The following is a 22,403-nucleotide window of genomic DNA, read 5'->3' as shown; positions in this document are numbered from 1 at the left end:
TGTCCGGGCACTCGATTTACCCCTCTTCGGCAATACTGGGTTGGCATGTCTTGCCGGAAGCTGTTCGGATAATGGGCCAAACATTGAACATCCAACCGTCTGCCACTTGATTGACACATAACATTTCTGGGTTTTTATGATATATTCCATGTAGTTACTGAGGCCATCTGCACGTATCGTCGCTGACCAAAGCTTTATCTGGAACATGAAAATTTTTGTAAAAACAAGGCGGCATAACGCCCCCCAAACCACCCATCACATACGAAAGCCGCCCCTTCCCTTCTGGAAGCATTTTCTGGCTCCTGTTTCTATCTGTGTGCTTTTATCAGGATGCGTGGATGATCATGGCAAAGGTGCGATGCACGCTGCTACCTCACGCTGTTTCTCAAAATATCCGCTGGCAAAAGGCACTGCATATAAACGCTTTAGCTGCATCTATCAGGCACACTCACAATACGGACCTGATGCAATGGGCACTCACGCCGCCCTTCTTCAGCAGATAGACCAAGCATCCTTGCGTGTAGGACTGGATATTGATTCAGGAGCTCTGACCGTAGCGGAAGGGGAAACAGCCCTCCATTGGGTAACAAGGAAAGCCTATTATCAGGCTTCCCAACACGCATCACCCCCAGAGCAACCCAAAACTCAGGGATTACGCAAATAACAGCAGAAGAGGAAACATGACCGGAGCAATGCTTCCTCTAAAACAATATAACTGAATGCTCTTTCAACCCAGAATTTTACTGTGTTCTGGGCACAATAATAGGATCTGAAGATTTTTTATCAGAATTAAGCACAGCCCCACCTGATTGCGTGGAGTAAGTTGCGGTTGTGGATTGCTGCGGTGTTCTGGGAGGATGGAACGCTGAAACCGGACCAAACACGCCGCCAGCAGATTTCTGCATCGTGCCTTCAGGCTGGCGGGCACAACCGCGTGTAATAATGGAACAGATACCATCTGTTCCGACCATTTCATCGTTATTGCCTGTGTAATGCACGTCAGAGACACGGTCATGATCCAGACGGATCACGGCAGAGCAAGTTGTTCCGCCCCCACCGCCAAGCTGTGCAATTGTTGTGGCAATATCACCAATCGGAATAAGGGTGGAACCGCCATAACTCGGCTGTGGCTGCGTTCCTGTGTAAACAAAGATCTGAGTTGTATCATTGATCTGTTTGGTGGCCGTCGGCAGGCCTGCACAGGCCTGCAGATCATAAGAGGTCATCCCGATCATTGTGATCTGCGCTTTATGAGCAGCCCGTGAATCAAAATACCCGCACCCACTTACACTCACAGAGAGTGAGGCAACCGCGACCAAACCCGCAATCCGACACTTCATTTCTTCGACTATCCTCACCCGTTTCCCAAACACTCACACTATGAAGCGCAGCACTTCTAAGTTACTGTGCTCTTTCCATACAATGCAAGAGGTCAAATAAAGTGTGGAATATTTCTTTTCTGACAAAATATGTCACCATCAGACCAATATATCGCTCTTAATTCTCGCTTGATTTCGTCCTTTTTATCAAAACAGACTGCCTCTCTTATCTTGCCATCCCTATCACTCCCTAGCATCATGGGCTTTTCCAAGCGCCGTCTACCACCTAAAGACAGCCAGACAAAACGGCCCGTGTGGCCAAAGGAGAATTTGCTGATCATGTTGGTCCTGTCCCGTCGTAAGGCGCTTGCCTGCTCCCCTCTTCTCGTGACCCTTTTTGCGCTGAGCGCCTGCATCAGCCCCGGCCAACCGCCAGCTCCTCCCTTGCCTGCCCTGGAAAAAGCTGCGCCATTCACGTCAGCTGACGCGGACTTTGTTCAAAAACTCAATGATATGGATCTTACCCACATTGCGTTGGCAAACATCGCCAAAACCCACGCGGCTCGTAACGATATCGCTCTGCTCAGCACAACCATTGTAAAAGAACTGACAGAAAACCACGATACGCTAACCAAGCTGGCCACAACCCACACATTGACTCTGCCGGCCAAACCTTCTGCGCAAAGCCAAAAAGTCATTGACCAGTTGCAACATTTGCATGGCTCGGCATTTGACCGAAGCTACACCCGCTATTTCATGACCAGCACAACCAAAATGAAATCAGTGCTTGAGGCTCAAATCACCACCTCCAAGAACACAGATCTGGTTAAACTCGCAACCGATACCAAAACCAAACTCACCACTTATCAATCAGAAATCAAATAAGCACTTTTCCAAAAACAGACTATAAACAAACAGACACATAAAATTTTCAGTTCCAATGGCTTCCTGTTTATAGTGCAGGAAGCCATTGTTGTACTTACATCAACAATAAGAACCTGATCATTCCATTCTGCTTTGATCTCACCGTCCCACAACTTAACCTAAAGTTATCACATACCCATCATTTTTTGGGCATTGACAGAATACGTTTCGGTTCAACAACATAGAGCCTATGGTTCGCGGTTGACCTGATCTTTTATGGTCAATTCAGCCAGCCATGATGTTTGAGCAACGCATATCATTACGATCTGAAAAGGGTTTAAGATGGGATACCGGTGTCAAACGCTCTATGAACGATATAGCAGGCCATTTCTGCTGTTTGGCACGGCTCTTGCTACTCTTTTCACTATTCCCGCAGCATCAGCGGCAACCCCTGTTCACACAACGGCAGGGATCAAAAAAGCTCCCCTTCATACCAAGCCGCATAAATCTCTTTCTTCCACTCCCGCAAGTGCAGTGCGCTCTGCGCCGCCGCGACATCGCCGATCCGGCCCGCTGCATAGCAAAGACAATGAAGAAATAAACGTGAGCACGCGCCGCGTTGCCAGCCGCGGTGCTGAAGTTGCTGTAACGCGTAAGGTGATGGATCGCTTTGTAGAGGGCACTAACCCGATGCAGATCCTTGCCCAAACCACACCAGGAGCCAACTTTACATCAACAGATGCCTTTGGCCTTGATACCTACGGCAACACTTTCTACATGCGCGGATTTACGCAAATGCAGATTGGCGCAACGCTGGATGGTATTCCGATGGGAACCCAGGGTTTTGCCAACTACAACGGCGTGTCCATCACCCAGGCAATGATTCAGGATGACATCGGCGGCATGACGATGTCTCAGGGCGCAGGCTCTCTGGACACCTTCTCTGCCCAGAACCTTGGCGGAGCAATGACATACGTCACCTCTGATCCCAAGGACAAGGCTGGCGGCAAGATCAGCCAGACTTTTGGCAGTTACAACGCTTTTCGCACTTACGGCCGGGTGGATAGTGGTGTTCTGAACTCCACAGGAACAAAATTCTACGCATCTTTTGCGCGCACCAAAACAAATATGTGGAAAGGGCAAGGTTACCAAAGCGAACTGCAAGCCGATGCAAAGGTTGTTCAGCCCCTTGGTGACCGCGGCAAAGTGACGGCCTTTTTTGGCTATGGTAACTTTACGCAGGGCAATTACCTGACAATGACCAAAAACATGTGGAAAACAATGGGGCGGAATTCCACATATCTGAAACCAGACTACGATAAAGCAAAACTTTGGGCATATTACGCCCAATATACATCTGACGTCCCCCCGGGATACGAAGGTCTTCTGTCTAATGACGAAATTGGTGATTATGCTTGGGATGCCTCGCAGATCCAGCGGACCTACCTATCCTCCATCAATACCCACTACGATTTATTCAAAAATGTAAAATCAGATACCATTATTTACGGTAACGTCAGCAGTGCGGTGCATGGTGGCACGAACAACTTTGTCACGTCTCCCTCTTATGGCACGCCGGAACTTCTGGCTGATGGCACGGTATCTGGTGTTCCCATGGCGCTCTCAATGGCGCATGCCTTCATGCGCCGTCTGGGCGGCACACAGAAATTTACCATTGAAGCCCCTCATCACAACCGTATTGAAACGGGCGTATGGTATGAAAACAACCATTGGATTTATAACCAAAGGCTCTACGAAGACGGTTTGAACTCTGCGCACAACTGGCTATCTGACTTCAAACAGGGCACGGGGCATACCTGGTTCAATAACTCCTATAATACCAATACTTTCCAGTTTTTCCTTCAGGACCGCTGGACCATTATTCCCGGCATGAATCTTCTGGCTGGGTTCAAATCTCTCACACAAACAACGCATGGTGGCACCAAAGATGACTACACCCAGCAGTTGGCTGCTGAGGGATGGAACACTTATTATCGCCACGCAGCAAACGGCACCTTAACCGCATCGGCGGCCTTCCTGCCGCATTTCAATTTTGACTACCACTTTCTTAATCATCATGAATTTTACTGGGATATCGCGGAAAATATGCGCGCATATGACTACTATTCCCAGACAGCAAGCAGCACTGCATGGGGTGGCCTAGGCAATTCCACCTATACCGCCCAGCAGGTATTTGATGCCAACAAGAAAGTTCTTCGCCCAGAACGGACATGGAACTACGTTGTCGGATACCGATATGACACGCATCTTTTTTCAGCATCCGTCGATTTTTACCATACCGACTATTACAACCGCCTTGCGTCCATCACGGAAGGCAGCGCAAATACAGCGAACAGCGCTTACCTGAACGTCGGTCGGGAAACCATGAATGGCGCGGATGTGATGGGCACAATCCGCCCGGTGGAAGGGCTTGAAATCACCAATAGTTTTAGCTGGAACGATGCCGAATATCAAAGCCGTTCCATCAATTACGGGGGAACATCATACAACATCAAGGGCAAGCATCAGGTCTACTATCCAAAGTTCATGTATAAAGCGAACCTGAACTACACCTACAAACGTGCCATGTTCAACTTTAACGTGAACTATATTGGCTCACGCCCGATGACATATTTGAATGATGAAAAAATTCCGGCTTACTGGGTCGCCAATCTTAATCTTGCCTATAACTTTGGCAAAATTGGCTTTACCCAAAACCTGAAAACCACCTTTGGAATCACCAATCTGTTCAACTCCAACTATATTGGTGGGGTATATGGCGCAGCCTCCGTATCAGGAGACGATAACGCCAACCTGTTTGTTGCTGCTCCCCGGCAGTTCTTTGGCACAATTGCCGCTGAATTTTAAAAGATTCGTTAACCACACTGGACGTGTAAATTACGTCCAGTGCGCACAAAGACATTCAAGGTTATCATGAAAACAAGCTCTCTACTCATGGCATGTCTTCTCACGACAAGCCTGCCCGCCGTCGCGCAGCCATCTGGCGGCATCAGCCCGGACATGCCAGACCATTTTACAGTCAGCACTCAGGACTTTGATTTTATCCGCAAGGAAATCATGATTCCGATGCGGGACGGAGTAAAATTACATACCGTTATTCTGGTGCCCAAAAACGCACACAATGCGCCCATTCTGCTAACACGCACCCCTTATAATGCCGACCACATGACATCTCAGGCAGACAGCGGCACCATGGCCTCTGTTCTGCAAGGTTATGACAATATGCCCGACGTTATAGCCGATGGCGGGTATATTCGGGTTGTTCAGGATGTGCGGGGCAAATATGGCTCCGAGGGGCATTATATAATGAACCGCCCCATGCGGGGGCCATTAAATGCCACGGAAGTAGATCACAGCACGGACACCTGGGATACCATTGAATGGTTGGTGCACAACGTTCCTGAAAGCAACGGCAAGGTTGGCATTCTTGGTGTATCCTATGATGGTTACACCGCCATCACAGCCCTGTTTCATCCTCACCCCGCCCTTAAAGTCTCTGTGCCCATGAACCCCATGGTTGACGGATGGATGGGTGATGACTGGTTCCATAACGGCGCATTTCGGGAAGAAATGCTTTCCTACATCTACAATCAGGAAGCGACCCCAAAAAATACAGTCAAATGGTGGAGCAACCAGTATGACAATTACCAGCTTTTCCTGAATGGTGTCTCTGCTGGTGCTATTGGCAAAGCATATGGTATGGAACAGATCGGGTTTTTCCGGCAGATTTTAGCACACCCTGCTTATGATAGCTGGTGGCAGTCTCAGGCGCTGGATCGTCTTCTCCCAAAAGAAGGTCTTACTGTTCCAACGCTTCTTGTTCATAGTTTGTGGGATCAGGAAGATAATTATGGTGCAATCGCGCTGTATTATGCCCTGCAAAAAACGCCATCTGCAAAATCTGATTTATGGCTGGCCATGGGGCCGTGGAACCATGGCAGAGAAATAAAAGACGCCAGCATGCTCGGCGCCATAGATCTGCATTCTGATACAGGGCTATATTTCCGTAAGAAAATACTGGAGCCCTTTCTGGCGCATTATCTCAAAGACAGCACTGTGCCCCTCCCTGCTCGCGTTACAACTTTTCGCACAGGCATCAATGAGTGGGAGACGATGCCCGCTTTGCCGTCACAAGACTGCAATTCCACATGCACGACACTGCATCTTGCGCCTCAGCATGGTTTGACGTTCGACGCCAGCACGCAAAAAGGAGAGACGGTGCAATATGTATCAGACCCTGAACATCCTGTTCCGTATGTTCAGCGGCCTGTTCTCTCCAAAAATCTTCCTAACTCGGAATGGCAATGGTGGTTGACGACTGATCAACGGAACGCAACCTCTCGACCAGATGTTGCCTCCTTCACCTCTCCGGTTTTGACAAAAGCAGTTTCCATTTCAGGCCAGCCTCTGGTGCATCTTACCGCCACAACCACGGGTACCGATGGCGATTTTGTTGTGAAACTGATTGATGTTTATCCGGATGAAGTGCCCGCGCAGCGAGAAATGGGCGGCTACCAGCTCATGATCAGTGCAGATATTCTGCGGGGCCGTTACAGGAACAGCTTTGACCATCCGGAGCCCATCCCTGCCAACGTTCCCCAAGTCTATCACATGAAACTTCCTGTTGCGGCCCACACTTTTCTACCAGGTCACAGGATTATGGTACAGATCCAGTCTAGCTGGTTTCCGCTTTATGATCGTAATCCACAAACCTATGTCGATAATATTTTTAATGCGGCACCGGACAGCTACAAGCCTGCGACAATCAGTATCGATACCGCCGAAAGCTGGGTTCAGGTGCACTGAACCCTTACACGGGCACCTTCAAGAAGCACAACTTAAAGTCTGGAGCATAACCTGAGCAGAGAACACGTAAGACAACCACAAGCCTGATCAAGAAAACACTCACGCAGAAAGCGACAATATTTTATGGCATGAGCCTTCTGCGTGAGAATGTGCAAAAATTCTTGCGGCTATTTCAAAAAATCAGGTATGTGCCTGACAGAGCCTTTTCATGGCAGAAAAAGTGACCGAAACCGATTACTGGGATGGTATAGTGGCATTTTGGGGATAACCTTCCCAATACCCTTTCAACTGCCCTTTAATTTTTGATCTCTTCAAATGGAATATTCTGAACGGGATACAGGCTCCAGTCTTTATAATCGAAATGCCACCACTCTTCAGGAAGTTGTTCAAACCCTTCATGCTGCATGGCATCTTTCAGCAAAGCACGGGCTGTCTTCTGTTCTTCAGGAGCCTCTGTATAATCTGAATAAGCTCGGGGTGTCATTTCATCAAAGCCGCTGGGCATAGGCACCTGCTGTCCCGTTTTCAGATCATATAATGTCAAATCCACTGCGCACCCGCGATTATGGCGTGAGCCTGTGGCCGGATCTGCTACAAATTGATGTTTATCGGCTGGTGTCGCATCCCAGAACACTTTTGTGATATACCATGGGCGATACGCATCAAAAATCAGAAGTCCATACCCTTTTGTTTTCAGAAATTCTGCTACACGCAGTAGCGCATCGGCCGCTGGTTTTTCCAAAAAAGCATGTGATGACGAATAAACAGGTGTTCCCAGAAAATTCCTATCTGTGGCGTAACGCACATCAAATTTGAACAATGGAGAGAGGTGTGCCAGATCAACCAATTCCGGTTTACGCAGCCCCATACCTGAAGCGGGAGGCGTAGCACGACGCGCTTGCTGCATAAGCTCATCCACAGGCTTAAGAGGCGTTATGCGAAAAACCATACTTGTCTGATCCTTGGCAGCGTAGGCAGAAGATACGGACAGCCCCATTATCACGAACGAAGGGATCGCATAACCAGTTCTCATAACCCTTCGCCTCCTTGCTTGAAGCCATACAGATGATTTCTATTGCAACCTTATCTGCAAAATCATCTGAAACCTGAACAAATAACTGCCAGAGAAAACCCAGTTTTGATCAGTGTAACATTTCCATCAGAGGATGAAAGCCAATCTGCCTAACTGACACGCTCCTTCGATACTTTCATTCATCGCAAGCCACAATATGCTGTCCCTTAGGCAGGGTGCTGAGGGAACACAATTTAAGTGCTACCGGTGCGAAAGTGGCCCTCTTTTTTGTATTTACTTCCATGCAGAATTTACTGCATCTGTTTCTAAAACATGATGCAAAGACAAAAAATAGAGGAAACAGCCCCCGATCGTCCGGCAATCTAAGGGGCTATATTTTCATTATGCACAGAATATGGCCACACGGCACCAACACCGTCCTGCCAGTTATTCCTATTTTTGCGATCCCTCCTCATTTAACTGACAAAAGAGCACCGCATTTTACTCAGAAAGGCAAACCAAGCCGATCAGAAAGACGGCCCCATAGAATACGTCCGGCAACCCCTGCTTTCCATGCAAAATGGCCAGCTATTGGTTTGATAGGAGACGGAGGAAAAAGGGGTACGCCTGCTCCACTAAGATAATTCGCGAGGTGCTGCCCCATGACGGTCGCCATTGCAACGCCCCGCCCATTGTAACCGAGGCATGCCAGTAATCCCGCATCCGGCTCATGCCAATGGGGGTAGTGGTCAAGCGTTATACCAAGTTGCCCGTTCCAGCCATGGGTCCAGCCGACATCCTGCAACTCTGGCCAGAGAAACAATGCACGTTGCACCAGATACGGAAAAGCCAAGGCTCCCTGTAGATCATGTGAATATGACCGGCCGCCCATCAACAGTCTTTTATGAGCATCCACCCGATAATAGGTGGTAATTTGTCCCAGTTCATACAGAACTTCATGTTGAGACAGAATACGCTCGGCCAGTGCATCCGAAAGCGGGGAACTGGCGACAATACCGCTAAATACAGGGACCACGGACCGCCGAAGCTTATCCCATGCCTTGTCCGTATAGCCATTGGTTGCGAATACCAGCCGTTGCGCAACCACGCTACCTGCCCCTATCTGCACATGCCATGCCCCTTCTTTCCGGGCAAAGGAGACCACGCGCGTTGCACCGTAAATGGTAGCGCCTACTTGAGTCGCTGCACGTGCCAATCCGCGAGTATAAGCCAACGGGTCCAGTTGACCGCCCCGCATATCCAGCATCCCTCCACAATAAAGAGAGGTTCCTGTTCGGGCTTGCATTTCTTCCGGCTCAAGCCACTTCACGGGCCAGCCACGTTCCAGACATTGTCGTGTCAGTTCACGCAAGGGGGCAATCTGCACCGGAGCAGTTGCCGCACGGAGTGTCCCTCCACGCTGCGCAGCGCAGTCTATGGCATGGCGCTCAATAAGCTCAAACACGCGGTTCGGCGCATTCCACGCGGCGTCAACCAGTGCTGGACCATGAACCGGGCCGAACTCTTTCTCAACCTCATCAGGAAGCGGCTTAAGACCGGGGTTAACCTGCCCTCCGTTCCGTCCGGAAGCCCCCCAGCCGGGCTGTTCCGCTTCCAGCACAATGACGGATGCGCCCTGTTCAGCAAGATGAAGCGCTGTGGAAAGTCCTGTCAGACCTGCCCCAACAATAGCAACATCAGCACGCACTGGCCCATCAAGAGGAGGATAAGCGAGGCCAGCCCCGCCATCTGCGGCATAGAGACTGGCCACGGTTTTCATGCTGTTTCACCGTATCCAAGAATGGCTTTGATTTCCAGGAAGTCTGTCAGACCAAACTCACTGCATTCGCGCCCATTGCCGGACTGACCGTAACCGCCAAACGGAGCCGCAACAGTCCAGTCTGCGCCATTGATATTTACGTTCCCGGCCCTTAACCGACGCGCAACCGCCCGAGCATGTTTCAGATCACCCGACTGAACATAAGCGGCCAGTCCATATGGCGTATCATTGGCAATCTGAATGGCATGCTCTTCATCATCATATGCCAGAATAGACAGAACCGGGCCGAAGATCTCTTCTCGTGAAATTGTCATATCCGGCTCTACATTTCCGAAGACAGTGGGCTTGACGTAATATCCTGTTTCAAGACCTTCCGGCTTGCCCAGACCACCAGTGACAAGAGTAGCGCCTTCTTCGATGCCCTTTGCGATCAACGCCTGAATGCGGCCAAACTGGACATCACTGACAACCGGCCCAAGCTGTGTGGTTTCATCTGCCGGATCCCCCATTTTGAAAGAGTCTGCCGTTTCTTTCGCAATGGCCATGGCACGATCCATTTTGGCACGCGGTACAAGCATCCGCGTGGGGGCATCGCAGGACTGTCCGGAATTGCTAAAGCAACCTTTAACACCTCGTCTTACAGCATCTTCAAAGTCAGCATCCAGAAGAATGATGTTGGGAGATTTCCCCCCAAGCTCCTGATGCACACGTTTGACTGTATCGGCTGCCAGTTTTGCAACAGCAGCACCCGCACGCGTTGACCCGGTAATAGAAACCATATCGACATCTGGATGGCGCGCAATGGCCTCACCAACTTCAGGCCCATCACCGTTAATCATGTTGTATACACCGGGGGGCAGACCGGCTTCCTCTATGATTTCACTAAAAACCAGTGCACTGAGCGGTGCAACTTCGCTGGGCTTCATGACCAGGGTGCAGCCGGCCGCCAGCGCAGGCGCCACCTTGCACATGATCTGGTTCATGGGCCAGTTCCAGGGTGTAATCAGGCCAGCAACCCCAACTGGCTCCCGCGTGATGAGCATATTGCCGCGCTGTTCATCAAACACATACGTTTTGAGCGCGGAAATCATTTCCTCCAGATGAGCCATCCCGGCCCATGTCTGACTGTCACGCGCCCGTGCGATGGGAGATCCCATTTCCTGAGAAATAGCCTGCGCCATATCCTCAGAGCGTTTTTTATAAACAACCAGAATACGTTCCAGAACGGCCAGTCGCTCTTCCCGCGTGCTGACGGACCATGCGGGAAAGGCTTTGCGCGCGGAAGCCACTGCACGGTCCACATCCTGCGCATTTCCCATGGCAATGGTGGCGCAGGCTTTTTCAGTAGCCGGGTTAATAACATCAAGAGTGCGGATGCCGCGGGGCGCAACCCATTGACCATCATAATAAAACTGCAAAGCATGGGACATGATTGTTAATTTTCCTTATTATACAAGATTGGTATCGACCATCAGGTAATTTGTTGCGATAGTCATATAAATGACAAGGACTGACAGATCATGACGGCTCTGATGCTCGCGCAGGGAATGCTCTGGATTGCGATTTTGCTGACAACGGCGGTAACCCTGCTGTTGCTGGAACGCATAAAAGCCCTTTATCGCAAAATCGCTCCTCTGGGCGCGCTGGCTCCCACGCAGCCTGCCGTAAACAGGCTTGATGCGCAGCATCTGACAACATTGGGCGGCCAAACGAGCGTAATTGGCGGACCAAGAACGAACGGCAAAAAACAGCTTCTGCTGTTTGTTTCGGGCGACTGTCCCGTTTCCCGGAAAATGGCTCCTATCACGCAGGATTTCTGCTACCGGGAAAATCTGGATCTGCTTTTTGTGGGTGACGATACGCCCCAGGCTCAGGAAGCGGCTTTGCACACCCTGCACATTGCAGCGCACCAGATGGTCAATAGCGCAACGGTAGGCCGGTTGCTGGGTGTAGACCGTGTGCCATTTGCCGTCCTGCTTGGCCCGGATGGCACGGTGGAAGCCCGGGGGCTGGTCAACAACCGGGAGCATCTGGAAAGCTTGCTGGCCGTAACGGAAACAGGCCATGCCTCCATTCAGTCTTTTCTGGAAGCCAACCCGCATGCGCTATCGCCCTCTTAACGCGGGCACTGCGCAGCAGCGCGAGAAAGAACTTCTGCCCGTAGCTTCAACAGGTCTGTGGTGGTCAGGGGCTGTGCCCGCAACGTATGAACCTCTTGCGCAGTAAACGGTTTGGCTGCTGCGGGTGTACTGCTTCTCCCCAACCGGAACAGCACAAAGTTCATGACATCCGCCAGTTCCTGATCATCCCGAATAAGGGACATGGACACACCAGGCACCCGCACAAGATAGGCTCTGCCTTCAGCAGAGCAGTCAAATGTGCCGACATGGTCCCGCAATAGCGGGACAAAGGTGCGCGGAGAGGCCCCTTCAATTCCGTGACACCCTCCGCAATGGGTCAGATAGTTTGTGGTCGCGTGATCCAACAGGGCAGCGTCTGATACACAGGGACTTCCCCCCCACATCAGAGCCGCAAACGCGGCCCCTGCCAGCCATTTTGTTCCCTTTGCAGGTAGAAATCTGCAAGCGGCTGCCATCTTATGGAATGGGATGCGCGGCATTCAAGGCGTTCCGTTCAGCCTGGATATCTGAACTCTTCTTGGGGGTCGCCCGGGCGGCTTTTACCTCGTCAGCCGTAATGGTCGGGCTGGGTTTGCTGTCGCTCAAGGAAGCCACATAGGTCAGCACCGCAGCAATATCGTCATCTGACAAGGCTTTCAGGGACGGCATGAAACCCGCATAGGTGACACCGCCCGCCTGAATGGGGCCATGAAGACCATTCAACACCACATCTGCCAGATAGGTTTTCCCTTCCGGGCTGGAAGCAATTTTATCAATCCGGTTTTTGAGAACAGGAAACTGGCCAGGCATCCCTGCTCCGGCCGCCTGATGGCAGACTGAACAATTAGTATTATAGACCGCAGCGCCGTCAGACGCTGCATGGGCTGATCCTGCCATTACCCCCAGAACGGAGGCGGCTGCACCAGCAAAGAGAAATAAGCCTTTTTTTATCATGATGCGTTCCCAACAATGACTGACGTGGAACAGTTGTAAATTAACGCACCTGTTCCGAAACACCAGATGATATCGTTATTGGCCTGAGGGCGATAACTGGGCTGATCTCCCTCACTGCCAAGACACATGGGCTGGCTACACGCGTCCTGCCCACAGCAATCCCGATAAGCAACCAGATAGGACTGCCCATCTCCCGGGTTGAAGCAGGTGCCAATCCATGAGGTTGGAGACGGGCTTGTGCCCGGTGGACAACTATGAACCCCGCCGCCGCAAGACGCACACAGGAACCCATCAATCGCGCAATAGCGCCAATAATTACAGGCAGTGGGGTCTTTCGTCTGCGCATTGGCTGCAAACGGTGTGGGGGCCTTGAACTTTGCTGGCTGAGGCTTGGCTGGTGTCGCGGCAGAAGCACGTTCAACCGGCAAGGTTGGTACCAGCGCGCCAAATGTCACCCAGGCTCCCGCCCGCCCAAGCAGACTACGGCGCGAACTCCGGCTGGCAACATGGCGCGTCAGACGCTCTACCGCACGGTCAAGCAGACTGCGGCCCGTATCTTCTTTTTCTGAACGCGCCTTGTGGCGCGAAAATGCATCAGACTGCGACATGAAGAGACTCCTCCGTTAGGGCCTGACGCACCGGGGGCAGCGTGGCAACCAAAGCTTCAATTTCGCGGCGACTGCTGGCAATTTCCCGCGCGGTTATCACGCCTCGGGCATCCAACGCCACCAATGTGGGCAAACGTTCAATCTGCATGAGCAGCAGCAACTCGGTGCTGAGCAGCAAAGGCACACCATCCAGAGAAGTACGACTGGCCATGGCGGAAAGAGCAGCAACATCCCCCTCGCCTATCAGGACCAGATCAAGATCGTGTTCCTTCGCCACAGACCGGGCGGTAGGCAGTGTTCGCTTGCAAACCGGGCAGTCTGCCGAAGCAAACATCAACACCATGGCGCGGCCGGAAGGATTGAGGCCGCCAACAGAAACAGCCGTACCGTCCAGCGTACGCGCCGTAATCTGAGGCAATGCCTGACCGGCCTGCAAACCGGCAAGAACAGGCTGCACGCCAATAGGTGCCAGCCGTTCATGCAACACCCCGATCTGACGCGCCAGCACAAACACCCCTACACCCAATGCAAGCACACAGACCGTTAACAGCACAGTGGAAACGATGAGAACAGTCATCATCAGATCCGCGCCTCACGCTTCAGGAGAGACACCGTGGCAACTGAAAGAAGCAGCATGGTAACGCCAACAAGCAGCCCTTCCACGCACAGGAAAAAAGAACCCGGCTGGCCACAAAGGCCAACAAGAAAAACCAGAAACGCCAGAGCAGCATTGCGGAAAACAGAGTTCCACGAAAGACGGGCATCAATACCGGGAATACATCCACAGGCAAGATGTGTACGACCGCGCCAAACGTTAATGCCCATGGCTGTAGCGAACACCAGCAGAAGAAGCGCGGATATCACACCGGCAAGAAGCGCGGCAAAGCCTGAAAAAAGCCAGACACCCAACGCTGTTTCCACAGTAATAATGCCATAGGCCGCAGGAAAAGCAGCATCAAGCGGTAGCAGACGATAGGCGGCAATATCTGACGCAAAACGGGAAATATCCGTAGCCTTTCCAATGCCGGTGAACAGGAACAACGCACCAAAAGCGCCACTCCCTACCGCGCCCAGAACCTGTAAAGGAAGGCTTTGCATCCTCATTCACCCAGCGCGACCGTAAAGTACAGATCATCACCCAGATGCGGCATTTTTTTCATCTGCTTGCCGGTTTTCATATCCCAGATAAACAGGTCACCTTCATCATCATTGGTAAACAGAAGCGGTTTATCATCCTGTGTCACCCCTACCATGGTGGCCGGGGCATGCAGAGGAATACGCCGGACAAGTTTATGCGTGGCTGTATCCAGCTCCCATACTTCCGTTCCCGCTTTTTTGTGGGTCCAGAATGTTCCCTGATGCATCAGCACAAACAGATGTCCGCTAGCATAATGCAGAGCAGAAAGCTGCCAGCCGCCGGGACGCCACGTTTTGGCAAAAGGCGCTTCGGCAGCCGGGGCTTTTTTCATGCCCGCAGCTTCCTGAATGGACCAGGCAGGCTCAACCGTGCTGTCTGTCGAAAGAGCCGTGGGGTAGACCAGCCCGCTATAGGAGATAAACCACGTTTTGCCATCTGAACGACGAGTGGGGCTATGTTCAAAAACGGCATCTTTTTCAGGGTCAAAGAATGGTTTGGTGTGCGTGACGCTCGCCTTGCCATCCTTCAGGCTGACATTGGCAAGACCACCATCGGCACAGATAGACGTAAACCCATCATTCCCCCACGGGTAGGCCAGAGCACACCCGGGCAAATCGACCGTCTGGCTTACCTTGTGGGCTGCTGTGTCAATGACGTGCACCGCATTTGTCGGCACCATTGAAAAAATATAAACGCGGCTGCCATCCTGACTGATTGCAAGATTATTCTTTTTGGGCGTAACCAATGCTCTACCCGGCAGAACTTCATCATTGGTGATGGTGAGTGTCTGGGGGTCATAAGCGGGCAGCAGATCAAGGCGGTCTCCGCGGTTACCCCGTGACCATACTGTTTCCGCCACGTAAAATGCGCGACCCTTGGGGTCCTGCACAACGTTGCCATTATAGGCGGCCTGGACCATGCCCAGCAATTTGCCCTGATCCGCATCCACAACATAAACCCGGCCATCCTTGGCATGGGTGCCTACGGTGTCCTGCACAAGAATGCGATGTGGGGTAACGGGAGAAAGCTTGATGATATCGCTTTCTTCCTCCTGCACCACAGGTTCATCCGCCCATGCCTTGACTGAAGTGACCGAGAACGCACCAAGTGCCATCATGCCCAGCACAAGAGCCGCAGTACCGGAGCGAAGAGCGGGGAAACAGTGCATAAAGTCAAACTCCTTGCCTGATAGGCCAGATGAAGACACAGCAAGGCTGCGCAGGTAAAATAAAAACGTCATGCTCCACCATCGGATGCATGGATACTCCGATAAAGTTTTATCCAGCCCCCGACGGTAATCAGAATCAGCGCGATTGACCCGGCAGCCAGCTCATGCCGCGTTTCCGGCGTCATCAGCATGGACAGCAGAACCCCAAGCAGCAGAGTGATGGCCAGCCAGCCTTTCCAGGCAGACAACCGGTATAAACGCAGACGGGCGCAGACAATCATTACATTATAGAACATAATGAAAGTTCCGGTTGTGGCAACCAGAAAAGCAAACATGACGCCCGGAGAGAATATGGCTGTTGCAGAGATCAGAAGTGCGACAGCAGAACTGGCAAGCACAGCACGGCGCGGAAGGTGCGCCTGAGGAGACATGGCTTGCAGAACGCGGGGAGCGTCCCCCTTGCACGCCATCTCATAGACAACGCGAGAGGTGGCGTATAACCCGGAATTCAGGGTGGAAAGCGTTGCCGACAAGATCACACCGGTCATGATCATGCTGGCATAAGGAACATGAAAACGGGTCAAAACCATCAAAAAAGGCGAAAAGCCCCGAATGTTATCCGACCATGGTATCAAACACAGAATTAACACGATGGATGTCAGATAAAATGCCAGAAGCCGCAGAGCTACCGTACGGGTGATACGCGCGATATTTCGGTCCGGATTATCAGATTCCAAGGCCGCTATGGTCGCAATTTCACTGCCTGTCATGGAAAACAGGACTGTTGGAATGGCTGCCAGAAAGGCAAAAACACCCATGGGCATCAAACCGCCATGCCCGAACACATTCTGTGCCACGGGTACGGGGCGATTTCCCAGCAACAGGCAGCCGATGACAACAAAGGAACAAATTGCCGCAACCTTGATCATGGCAAACCAGTATTCAAACTCTCCATAGTTTTTGACAGAGAGCAGATTAATGGCTGTCATCACCGCAAGAATGAGTATCTCGATCAAAGCGTAAGGCAACGGAACATACGGTGCCAGAAGGGATGCTGAGGCAATGACCTCCACACCAAGAGTGGTCACCCACACAATCCAGTAAACCCACCCGGCTACAAATCCGGATAAAGGACCCAAGGCAAAGTGAATCTGGTTTACAAAAGATCCATGGCCGGGTGCATGCAGCGCAATATCCCGCAGCATGATGTTCACCAGAAAAACAATCAGCCCGGATAAAACGTAAGAGATCAGGACACTGGACCCTGCCGTCAGAATAGCACCTGAAGACCCGATGAAAAGCCCAGCCCCAATAACACCACCAAGAGAAATCATGGTGATGTGCCGCGGACGCAAACTCTTGGCCAGTGCGGGTGCTGGCGCATGAGGTGCGCCAGGGAGGTTTTCAGAACGATGCGCCTTGTGGCGAGAAGTCTCTGGAACAAACATGGTCACAGAGTACTCGCTCCCGGCGCAGCAGAGACGAACGGGAAAGTCTGCCGCTCCAGCAGTTCCACAACAGCACGGTGAGCCTGCTCAAATGCCGCATCTGTATGAGGGCTGGCCCCGGCATCCGAATTTGCAATGGCAATACGGCCAAAGGGTTGCCGGGCTTTTACGCAGGGCCGATCAGACGTTTCCGTGAAAACCCAGTCCAGAGGATCATACAGGCTATTATAGGTGTAGGCATAACCATGCGGCCAGCGATTAACCGTAATGGCCGCAATATCGCGGTCGGCATCAAAACCACCGGGGCCGAGAATACGCTGCAACTGCTGGCGTATTTCATGTTCAAACTGTTCAAAAGTCAGACCCAGCAAAACACTGCGTCCAGCCCGATGCTGATCCCGTTTAGACAGGCCCGGCATGCCAAATGTTTTGATCATACGGACCACAATGGGTTTTTCCGGGTCCGTGGGAGCTTTCAGCCCACCCAGAGAGGCTGGCTCGGCAAGCTGCACGTCCTCAAAAAACATCCCCGGACAGGAAATTTCTGAAACTCCCAGTTTCTTGAAAGCCCGCCAATTTTTCAACGCGACATTAACATAAGCGATCGGCCCTTTGACTGCACACGCAAGAGCTTCTTTCTGCGCAGCAGGAAGAGTGGGCACCATATAAGGGATGATCATATTCCAGCAGGCCAGCACAACCTGCTTGCCCCGAACCTTGCTGATTTGCCGTGGCGCTTCTTCTCCTGCAGGTGCACACAATACCGAGACTGTCTCGGCAGTTTCTGGCGTACCATCATGCGCAACATTTAGTGCTAGCGTGCCTAACCTGATGCGAACAGGTTTTCCCGGTTGATCGAGCTTTGTGTAATCAAAGCTGGCAAGACCCATATCATCCTGAGAGCGAGCCTTTGTTGACTCTGGCACGAGATGCGCCACCAAAAGACGTGCAAGCGTTGCATTGCCATCCGGAAAATGCACTGTTTCTTCAGAATCTTTCTGTCGGCCATGCTGGCCACCCTGTAAATCTGACAGCAGACCTTCAGGCAGTTCGCCCAACCCCAGCCCCGAAAACCCAGGATACCCCATTGCCCATGCAAAAAGAGCAGGCAATGCATCGGCACCCACGCAAAACACCCCGGCTGCGGCCTTCTGAAATATGGCAGCAGCCGCAGGATCTATGTTGGCAACATTCAGCAAATACTCTTTGTAAGATTTGGTCGCGAGCAGCTTCTTTTTTTCAGAAAAGCTTTTTCCTGCCAGATAATCAGGCTGTTTGGAGTTCACAAGCCTGATCAGATCTTCACGCGCCTTGTCCGTAAGTGGTGCCGCTTTCAAGGCAGAGGCAGACACAAAACGCCAGTGATCTTCCGCCTGATTCTGGCTTTTGCGCATAAGATAATCGCGTTGCCAGCCTTCCTGATTAAAAAACAGGCCCGCTTGCAGGCCCATATCTTCGTACGTTTTTCCTGTCTTTGTATTTTCTTTTTTATAGGCTTCTATATCCACGCCTATGTCAGACAGGATCATGGATGCCCACTGGTTGTATCGCTGTGGTGATTCTATTTCCAGCGTTCCACCATTCAGAACCAGATCATGTCCGTTAACGGAAAACTGATTTCTTTTTGCGTGCCCGCCAAAATCATCATGATTTTCTATAATCAGAACAGTTTTGTCTGCACCTGCATATTTCCGAAAAAAATGTGCCGCTGAAAGCCCACTGAGCCCTCCCCCGACAACAATAAGATCATACACTTCCCCCGTGTCTTTGATCTCTTTTTCCTGAAGAGTGCCGTCTCTCAGGGCGTGGGCCGCTTCAAATGCGCCAGGATGACTGCCCCGCATGCCTGTACGTAACGGCGGGGACACAAAGTGATCAGAAGAAGAAGCCTGAGCGGAAGCTGATGGCAGAGTGGCAAAAGCACTCAGGGTGGTCGAAACCAGCATCCCTCCAACAAAATCGCGACGTGTAATGCGGTGCTGCATATCAGACCTATCATTATTCTGCTGATGGGATGGCTTCACAATCGGTTTAGAATTCTGCGCTTACCGTCCCAAAGAATTCACGAACGGCCCCTCGTTCAAGCGACTGATAATCTCCGGACATCGGGTTACCGTTCTGCCCCATCATGGAAATATATTTCGAGTTGAACAGGTTATAGACATTGAAATCTACAGAAAGGTTTTTGGCAAACCCAACCTTCCCAAAATTGTAGCGTGCGCCAGTGCTTGCCAGCCAGTAACCAGGCACCGAGGTATCATTCACGTAGCTGTAGTAACGCTTTGAGTAGTAATGAACGTCAAAGTGTGTTTCCAGCCCCTTCCACCGGTAAGACAGATTGGCTTTATACATAAACTGCGGGAAGTTTACGATCTTCTTTCCCTTGGTATAGTATATACCATCAGAAGTTGTAATATTTCCGCCATATGTTGAATGGTTGTAGCTGACACTATTATAGATCGCCAATCCCTTGATAGGAGTAAGCGTAACAGCGGCATCAACCCCGTTTGTATGCACTGTTGTGGGAACAACCGTGGAAACGGGAGCAAGAATAGTGCCTTCCGTTGCGGCCTGAAGCCGGTTTCGGGCATCTGCATGGTATCCGGCCAGGCTGGCTTGCACCAGTTTATCTGTATAGCGATACCCTACAGCATAGACCCAGTCTTTTTCTGGCGAGACGCTATGCTGAAGTTTTCTGAAAGCATCCTGATCCTGCACAGACCAGGGGGAGTTCCCTACGCCATTTGGTAGAACCTGATAAGTCCGCATGTTTTCCGCCAGATCAAAATAGAATTCATGATGCTGGAGGAAATGATAGCTGGCCCCCACATGCGGCAAAAAAGCACTTGATGCTGTCATGCTGCCGTTGGGAAGAGCATCCACCCCCGTATAGTCAGGATTGTTGTAAGTCGCCCCTCCGGCTGTGGTTGCCAGAACAGATTTAAAGCCCGCTGTTACGCGCAGATTTTCGATAGGACGCCACGTATCCTGTAGATGGAAGGCAAAATTGTTTGTTCTCCAGTTAAAGCCGTAGCCCTGCTGGAACGCTTTACCATATGTGTTGTACGGACCAACCGTTTTAAGAGGAGAACCTTCCCCTAGAGTTGGTTCATTGTACCAGAACAACCCTGCTTCCTGGTTGTTGTTTTCATACCATACGCCAGCATCAATATTGTGGTTAGCGATTTTGTACAAGAAGCTCGTGGTAAAGCCATAACGCTCCTGCCTGTTCTGCCAGACTTCCTCAGAAAATGGTGCTTCTGTATCAGCAGAAGGCGTAGAGGTATCGGCATAAGTATAATACCCTGTCTGGCTGGTACCGTAGAGAGTGGACCGCCAACGTAGTCTGTCTGTCAGGGCAAGATCGAAATTCAGGCCCCCGGTGTAATTGGTTTCATGCTGACCACCGTCATACAGGTACGGTTCGTCCCCATTCTCCTCAATGGCATCAGTGGTCGGCAGGGAAATATTTCCAGCCGCATAATTATAGGCTTTGGCGTAATTGGGATAAAGGTGCGGGGTACGCCAGCCAAGCCCATTCAACATAGCCAAAGAAGTATCCCAGTAGCCCCACTCCGCCAGATCACTCCAGTTGAAGAAAGCCTTCATGACACTTTCATGCCCAATGGGCTGCACCAGCTTGGCATCCACCTGCTGCTGGAACTGAGAACCGCCTCCGGCCCACATCCCCTCATCCGAGCGTGAATAGGCAGTCATGAACTTGGTGCCCGTGCTGTTCAGCTTCCCACTATCCAAGCGAGCATAGGTACGGAAGGAGCTATAGCTACCAAAACCCTGAGAAACCTTACCCCCCAGTTGATCTTTGGGATCTCCGGTCTCGAACTGCATTGTTCCGCCCAGCGTGGACGTGGAGGGCACAGCCACACCGCCCGGCCCTTCGGAGATAATGCTGCGGTCAATATCATCAGAAATGGCAGCCTGGATGATATTCAGGCCGTTATTGCTTTCATAAGTCTGATCATTCAGCGGAATACCATCCAGCGTTACGCCTAGCTGATCCATAAAGAAGCCACGCACATAAATGCTGGACCCCCACAAATCGATACCAAGAGGGTCTGTAGAACTGAAACTGACACCCGGCAGACGATCAGCCGATTTCAACACCGAAGTGCCGGGCGTAAACTGTTCCATGACAGCTTTGGAAACAACGTTATCCGCCCCACGCGAAACACTGCGATGAGAACTGACTTCAACGGCTTCACTCCCCCCTTGCACCGGGCCCTGATGGCGCCGCGCAGCAGGAACGGTTCTGGCCGGAGAACGCGCTGGCGCCCGTGTGCCCGCATGCCGGGAACCGGGAGCCACATGCAGGCTTTGCGTAGGACGCGGCGCATGGTGGTTAACGGGAGTTTTGGGAGAAGCCACATCATCTGGCGCAGCCTTTGCCGACTCTGGAGAGAGCAGTGCAGGAAGTATCAACGTTGAGAATGACAAAGCGCATCGCAACGGCAGTTTGCGGCAGGCAACGGTGAAAGCCGCTGATTTTGTTTTTCTGCTCACGTGTGTTTCTTCCACTTTGAATATCAGATGCGGCAAAGGTTAAAAACGCTACTTGCGTTCAAAAGAGTCGAGGTCATGAAGAAAGAAACTCACACGAGTTCCTCACAAAAGCGCCCGTCATGCATGCTATTACACACATACCAAACAGGCTGGACGCTTTAACTTACCCCTTATCACTCCCAGAAAACGTTTCATTTTCATGATAATATAAATAACAATGCTGAATCGCAACAGTTTTGTTGTCTTTTTTACACCCCGCAGCCCTCATCCATTGGGCTCCAGAGTGTTCAATATAAAAAACACTTCAAACAGAATTTTGTCAGCCTTGATGCAAATCTGCACACATCCGCCACCTTGCCATCAGGCAGAGTCTTTCATTACGATTAAAAAATATACACGACAGGAAAGGCGGGAAACATGGATGTTGGGGGTACGCTCTATGCCTTGCGCATGCAAAGGGGATTGTCTCAGCGTGAACTGGCAAGGCGCTGTGGTGTTGCCAATGGCACAATTTCCCTTATCGAATCAAACGCCATCAACCCTTCGGTCGGGCTACTGCGCCAGATCGTCAACTCACTTCCAATGAATTTGTCGGAATTTTTCGCGTTTGATTCGATAAGGGAAATTGTGCCATTGGCAACACC

At 51.4% G+C, this 22,403-nt stretch carries 19 protein-coding genes; 6 read left to right on the top strand and 13 right to left on the bottom strand.

Going from position 1 to position 22,403, the window contains the following annotated elements; all coding sequences use genetic code 11:
- Positions 1-469 precede the first annotated feature (469 nt).
- Positions 470-664 (top strand): hypothetical protein, encoded by a 195-nt coding sequence (locus AD948_RS18770; protein ID WP_248846058.1) that lies wholly within the window; start codon positions 470-472, stop codon positions 662-664.
- A 76-nt stretch (positions 665-740) separates the two neighbouring features.
- Here the strand turns inward: AD948_RS18770 and AD948_RS14710 are convergent, their stop codons facing one another.
- Positions 741-1,235, bottom strand: a complete 495-nt coding sequence (locus AD948_RS14710) for a hypothetical protein (RefSeq protein WP_006558018.1) — start codon at positions 1,233-1,235, stop codon at positions 741-743.
- Positions 1,236-1,469: 234 nt separating this feature from the next.
- Here AD948_RS14710 and AD948_RS14700 point away from each other — a divergent pair, with 234 nt between their 5' ends.
- The 3 genes from AD948_RS14700 to AD948_RS14690 all read left to right on the top strand — a co-directional run bounded on the left by AD948_RS14700 (position 1,470) and on the right by AD948_RS14690 (position 7,010).
- Positions 1,470-2,204, top strand: a complete 735-nt coding sequence (locus tag AD948_RS14700; RefSeq protein ID WP_244183835.1) for a DUF4142 domain-containing protein — start codon at positions 1,470-1,472, stop codon at positions 2,202-2,204.
- A gap of 321 nt (positions 2,205-2,525) precedes the next feature.
- Positions 2,526-5,051 (top strand): TonB-dependent receptor domain-containing protein, encoded by a 2,526-nt coding sequence (locus AD948_RS14695; protein ID WP_061472519.1) that lies wholly within the window; start codon positions 2,526-2,528, stop codon positions 5,049-5,051.
- Positions 5,052-5,117: 66 nt separating this feature from the next.
- Positions 5,118-7,010, top strand: coding sequence for a CocE/NonD family hydrolase (locus AD948_RS14690; protein WP_061472518.1), 1,893 nt, complete (start codon positions 5,118-5,120; stop codon positions 7,008-7,010).
- Positions 7,011-7,305: 295 nt separating this feature from the next.
- Here AD948_RS14690 and AD948_RS14685 read toward each other — a convergent pair whose 3' ends face one another.
- From AD948_RS14685 to AD948_RS14675, 3 genes are all read right to left on the bottom strand, one after another.
- Positions 7,306-7,959 carry a M15 family metallopeptidase gene (locus AD948_RS14685; protein ID WP_248846057.1) on the bottom strand — a complete coding sequence of 218 codons (654 nt, stop codon included), beginning with the start codon at positions 7,957-7,959 and terminating at the stop codon, positions 7,306-7,308.
- A gap of 568 nt (positions 7,960-8,527) precedes the next feature.
- On the bottom strand, positions 8,528-9,802 hold the full coding sequence (locus tag AD948_RS14680) for an NAD(P)/FAD-dependent oxidoreductase (RefSeq protein WP_061472516.1): 1,275 nt from the start codon (positions 9,800-9,802) through the stop codon (positions 8,528-8,530).
- Entirely contained in the window at positions 9,799-11,232 is a 1,434-nt protein-coding gene (locus AD948_RS14675) for an aldehyde dehydrogenase family protein (protein WP_061472515.1), read from the bottom strand. Before AD948_RS14675 ends, AD948_RS14680 begins: the two co-directional genes overlap by 4 nt.
- A 90-nt stretch (positions 11,233-11,322) precedes the next feature.
- On the opposite strand from AD948_RS14675, the gene AD948_RS14670 reads away from it, so the two are divergent.
- The gene (locus AD948_RS14670; protein WP_061472514.1) at positions 11,323-11,922 is read left to right on the top strand and encodes a thioredoxin domain-containing protein; all 600 of its coding nucleotides are present in this window, start codon (positions 11,323-11,325) and stop codon (positions 11,920-11,922) included.
- Here the strand turns inward: AD948_RS14670 and AD948_RS14665 are convergent.
- The 9 genes from AD948_RS14665 to AD948_RS14625 form a co-directional block, all read right to left on the bottom strand.
- The gene (locus tag AD948_RS14665; protein WP_248846056.1) at positions 11,919-12,422 is read right to left on the bottom strand and encodes a c-type cytochrome; all 504 of its coding nucleotides are present in this window, start codon (positions 12,420-12,422) and stop codon (positions 11,919-11,921) included. The two genes, AD948_RS14670 and AD948_RS14665, sit on opposite strands and share 4 nt — an antisense overlap.
- Complete coding sequence (locus AD948_RS14660; RefSeq protein ID WP_061472513.1) at positions 12,400-12,876, bottom strand: c-type cytochrome; 477 nt, start codon at positions 12,874-12,876, stop codon at positions 12,400-12,402. Before AD948_RS14660 ends, AD948_RS14665 begins: the two co-directional genes overlap by 23 nt.
- Positions 12,873-13,484 (bottom strand): methylamine dehydrogenase (amicyanin) small subunit, encoded by a 612-nt coding sequence (gene mauA / locus AD948_RS14655; RefSeq protein WP_058988055.1) that lies wholly within the window; start codon positions 13,482-13,484, stop codon positions 12,873-12,875. The genes AD948_RS14660 and mauA overlap by 4 nt, the downstream gene beginning before the upstream one ends.
- Entirely contained in the window at positions 13,471-14,064 is a 594-nt protein-coding gene (locus AD948_RS14650; protein WP_061472512.1) for a redoxin family protein, read from the bottom strand. The genes mauA and AD948_RS14650 overlap by 14 nt, the downstream gene beginning before the upstream one ends.
- Positions 14,064-14,582, bottom strand: a complete 519-nt coding sequence (locus tag AD948_RS14645) for a MauE/DoxX family redox-associated membrane protein (protein ID WP_061472511.1) — start codon at positions 14,580-14,582, stop codon at positions 14,064-14,066. The genes AD948_RS14650 and AD948_RS14645 overlap by 1 nt, the downstream gene beginning before the upstream one ends.
- Before the next feature lie 2 nt (positions 14,583-14,584).
- Positions 14,585-15,790, bottom strand: a complete 1,206-nt coding sequence (locus tag AD948_RS14640; RefSeq protein ID WP_061472573.1) for an amine dehydrogenase large subunit — start codon at positions 15,788-15,790, stop codon at positions 14,585-14,587.
- A gap of 68 nt (positions 15,791-15,858) precedes the next feature.
- Complete coding sequence (locus AD948_RS14635) at positions 15,859-17,238, bottom strand: amino acid permease (protein WP_082782475.1); 1,380 nt, start codon at positions 17,236-17,238, stop codon at positions 15,859-15,861.
- A 2-nt stretch (positions 17,239-17,240) separates the two neighbouring features.
- Entirely contained in the window at positions 17,241-19,223 is a 1,983-nt protein-coding gene (locus AD948_RS14630; protein ID WP_061472510.1) for a flavin monoamine oxidase family protein, read from the bottom strand.
- Positions 19,224-19,269: 46 nt separating this feature from the next.
- Positions 19,270-21,759, bottom strand: a complete 2,490-nt coding sequence (locus tag AD948_RS14625; RefSeq protein ID WP_248846055.1) for a TonB-dependent receptor domain-containing protein — start codon at positions 21,757-21,759, stop codon at positions 19,270-19,272.
- Positions 21,760-22,176: 417 nt separating this feature from the next.
- On the opposite strand from AD948_RS14625, the gene AD948_RS17880 reads away from it, so the two are divergent.
- On the top strand, positions 22,177-22,403 hold a 227-nt coding region (locus AD948_RS17880), incomplete at its 3' end, for a helix-turn-helix domain-containing protein (RefSeq protein ID WP_156479053.1).

It is taken from the genome of Acetobacter senegalensis, assembly GCF_001580995.1.
Lineage (GTDB): Bacteria > Pseudomonadota > Alphaproteobacteria > Acetobacterales > Acetobacteraceae > Acetobacter > Acetobacter senegalensis.
Note: the sequence above shows the minus strand (reverse complement) of the source record. Positions and strands in the feature narration are given on the sequence as shown.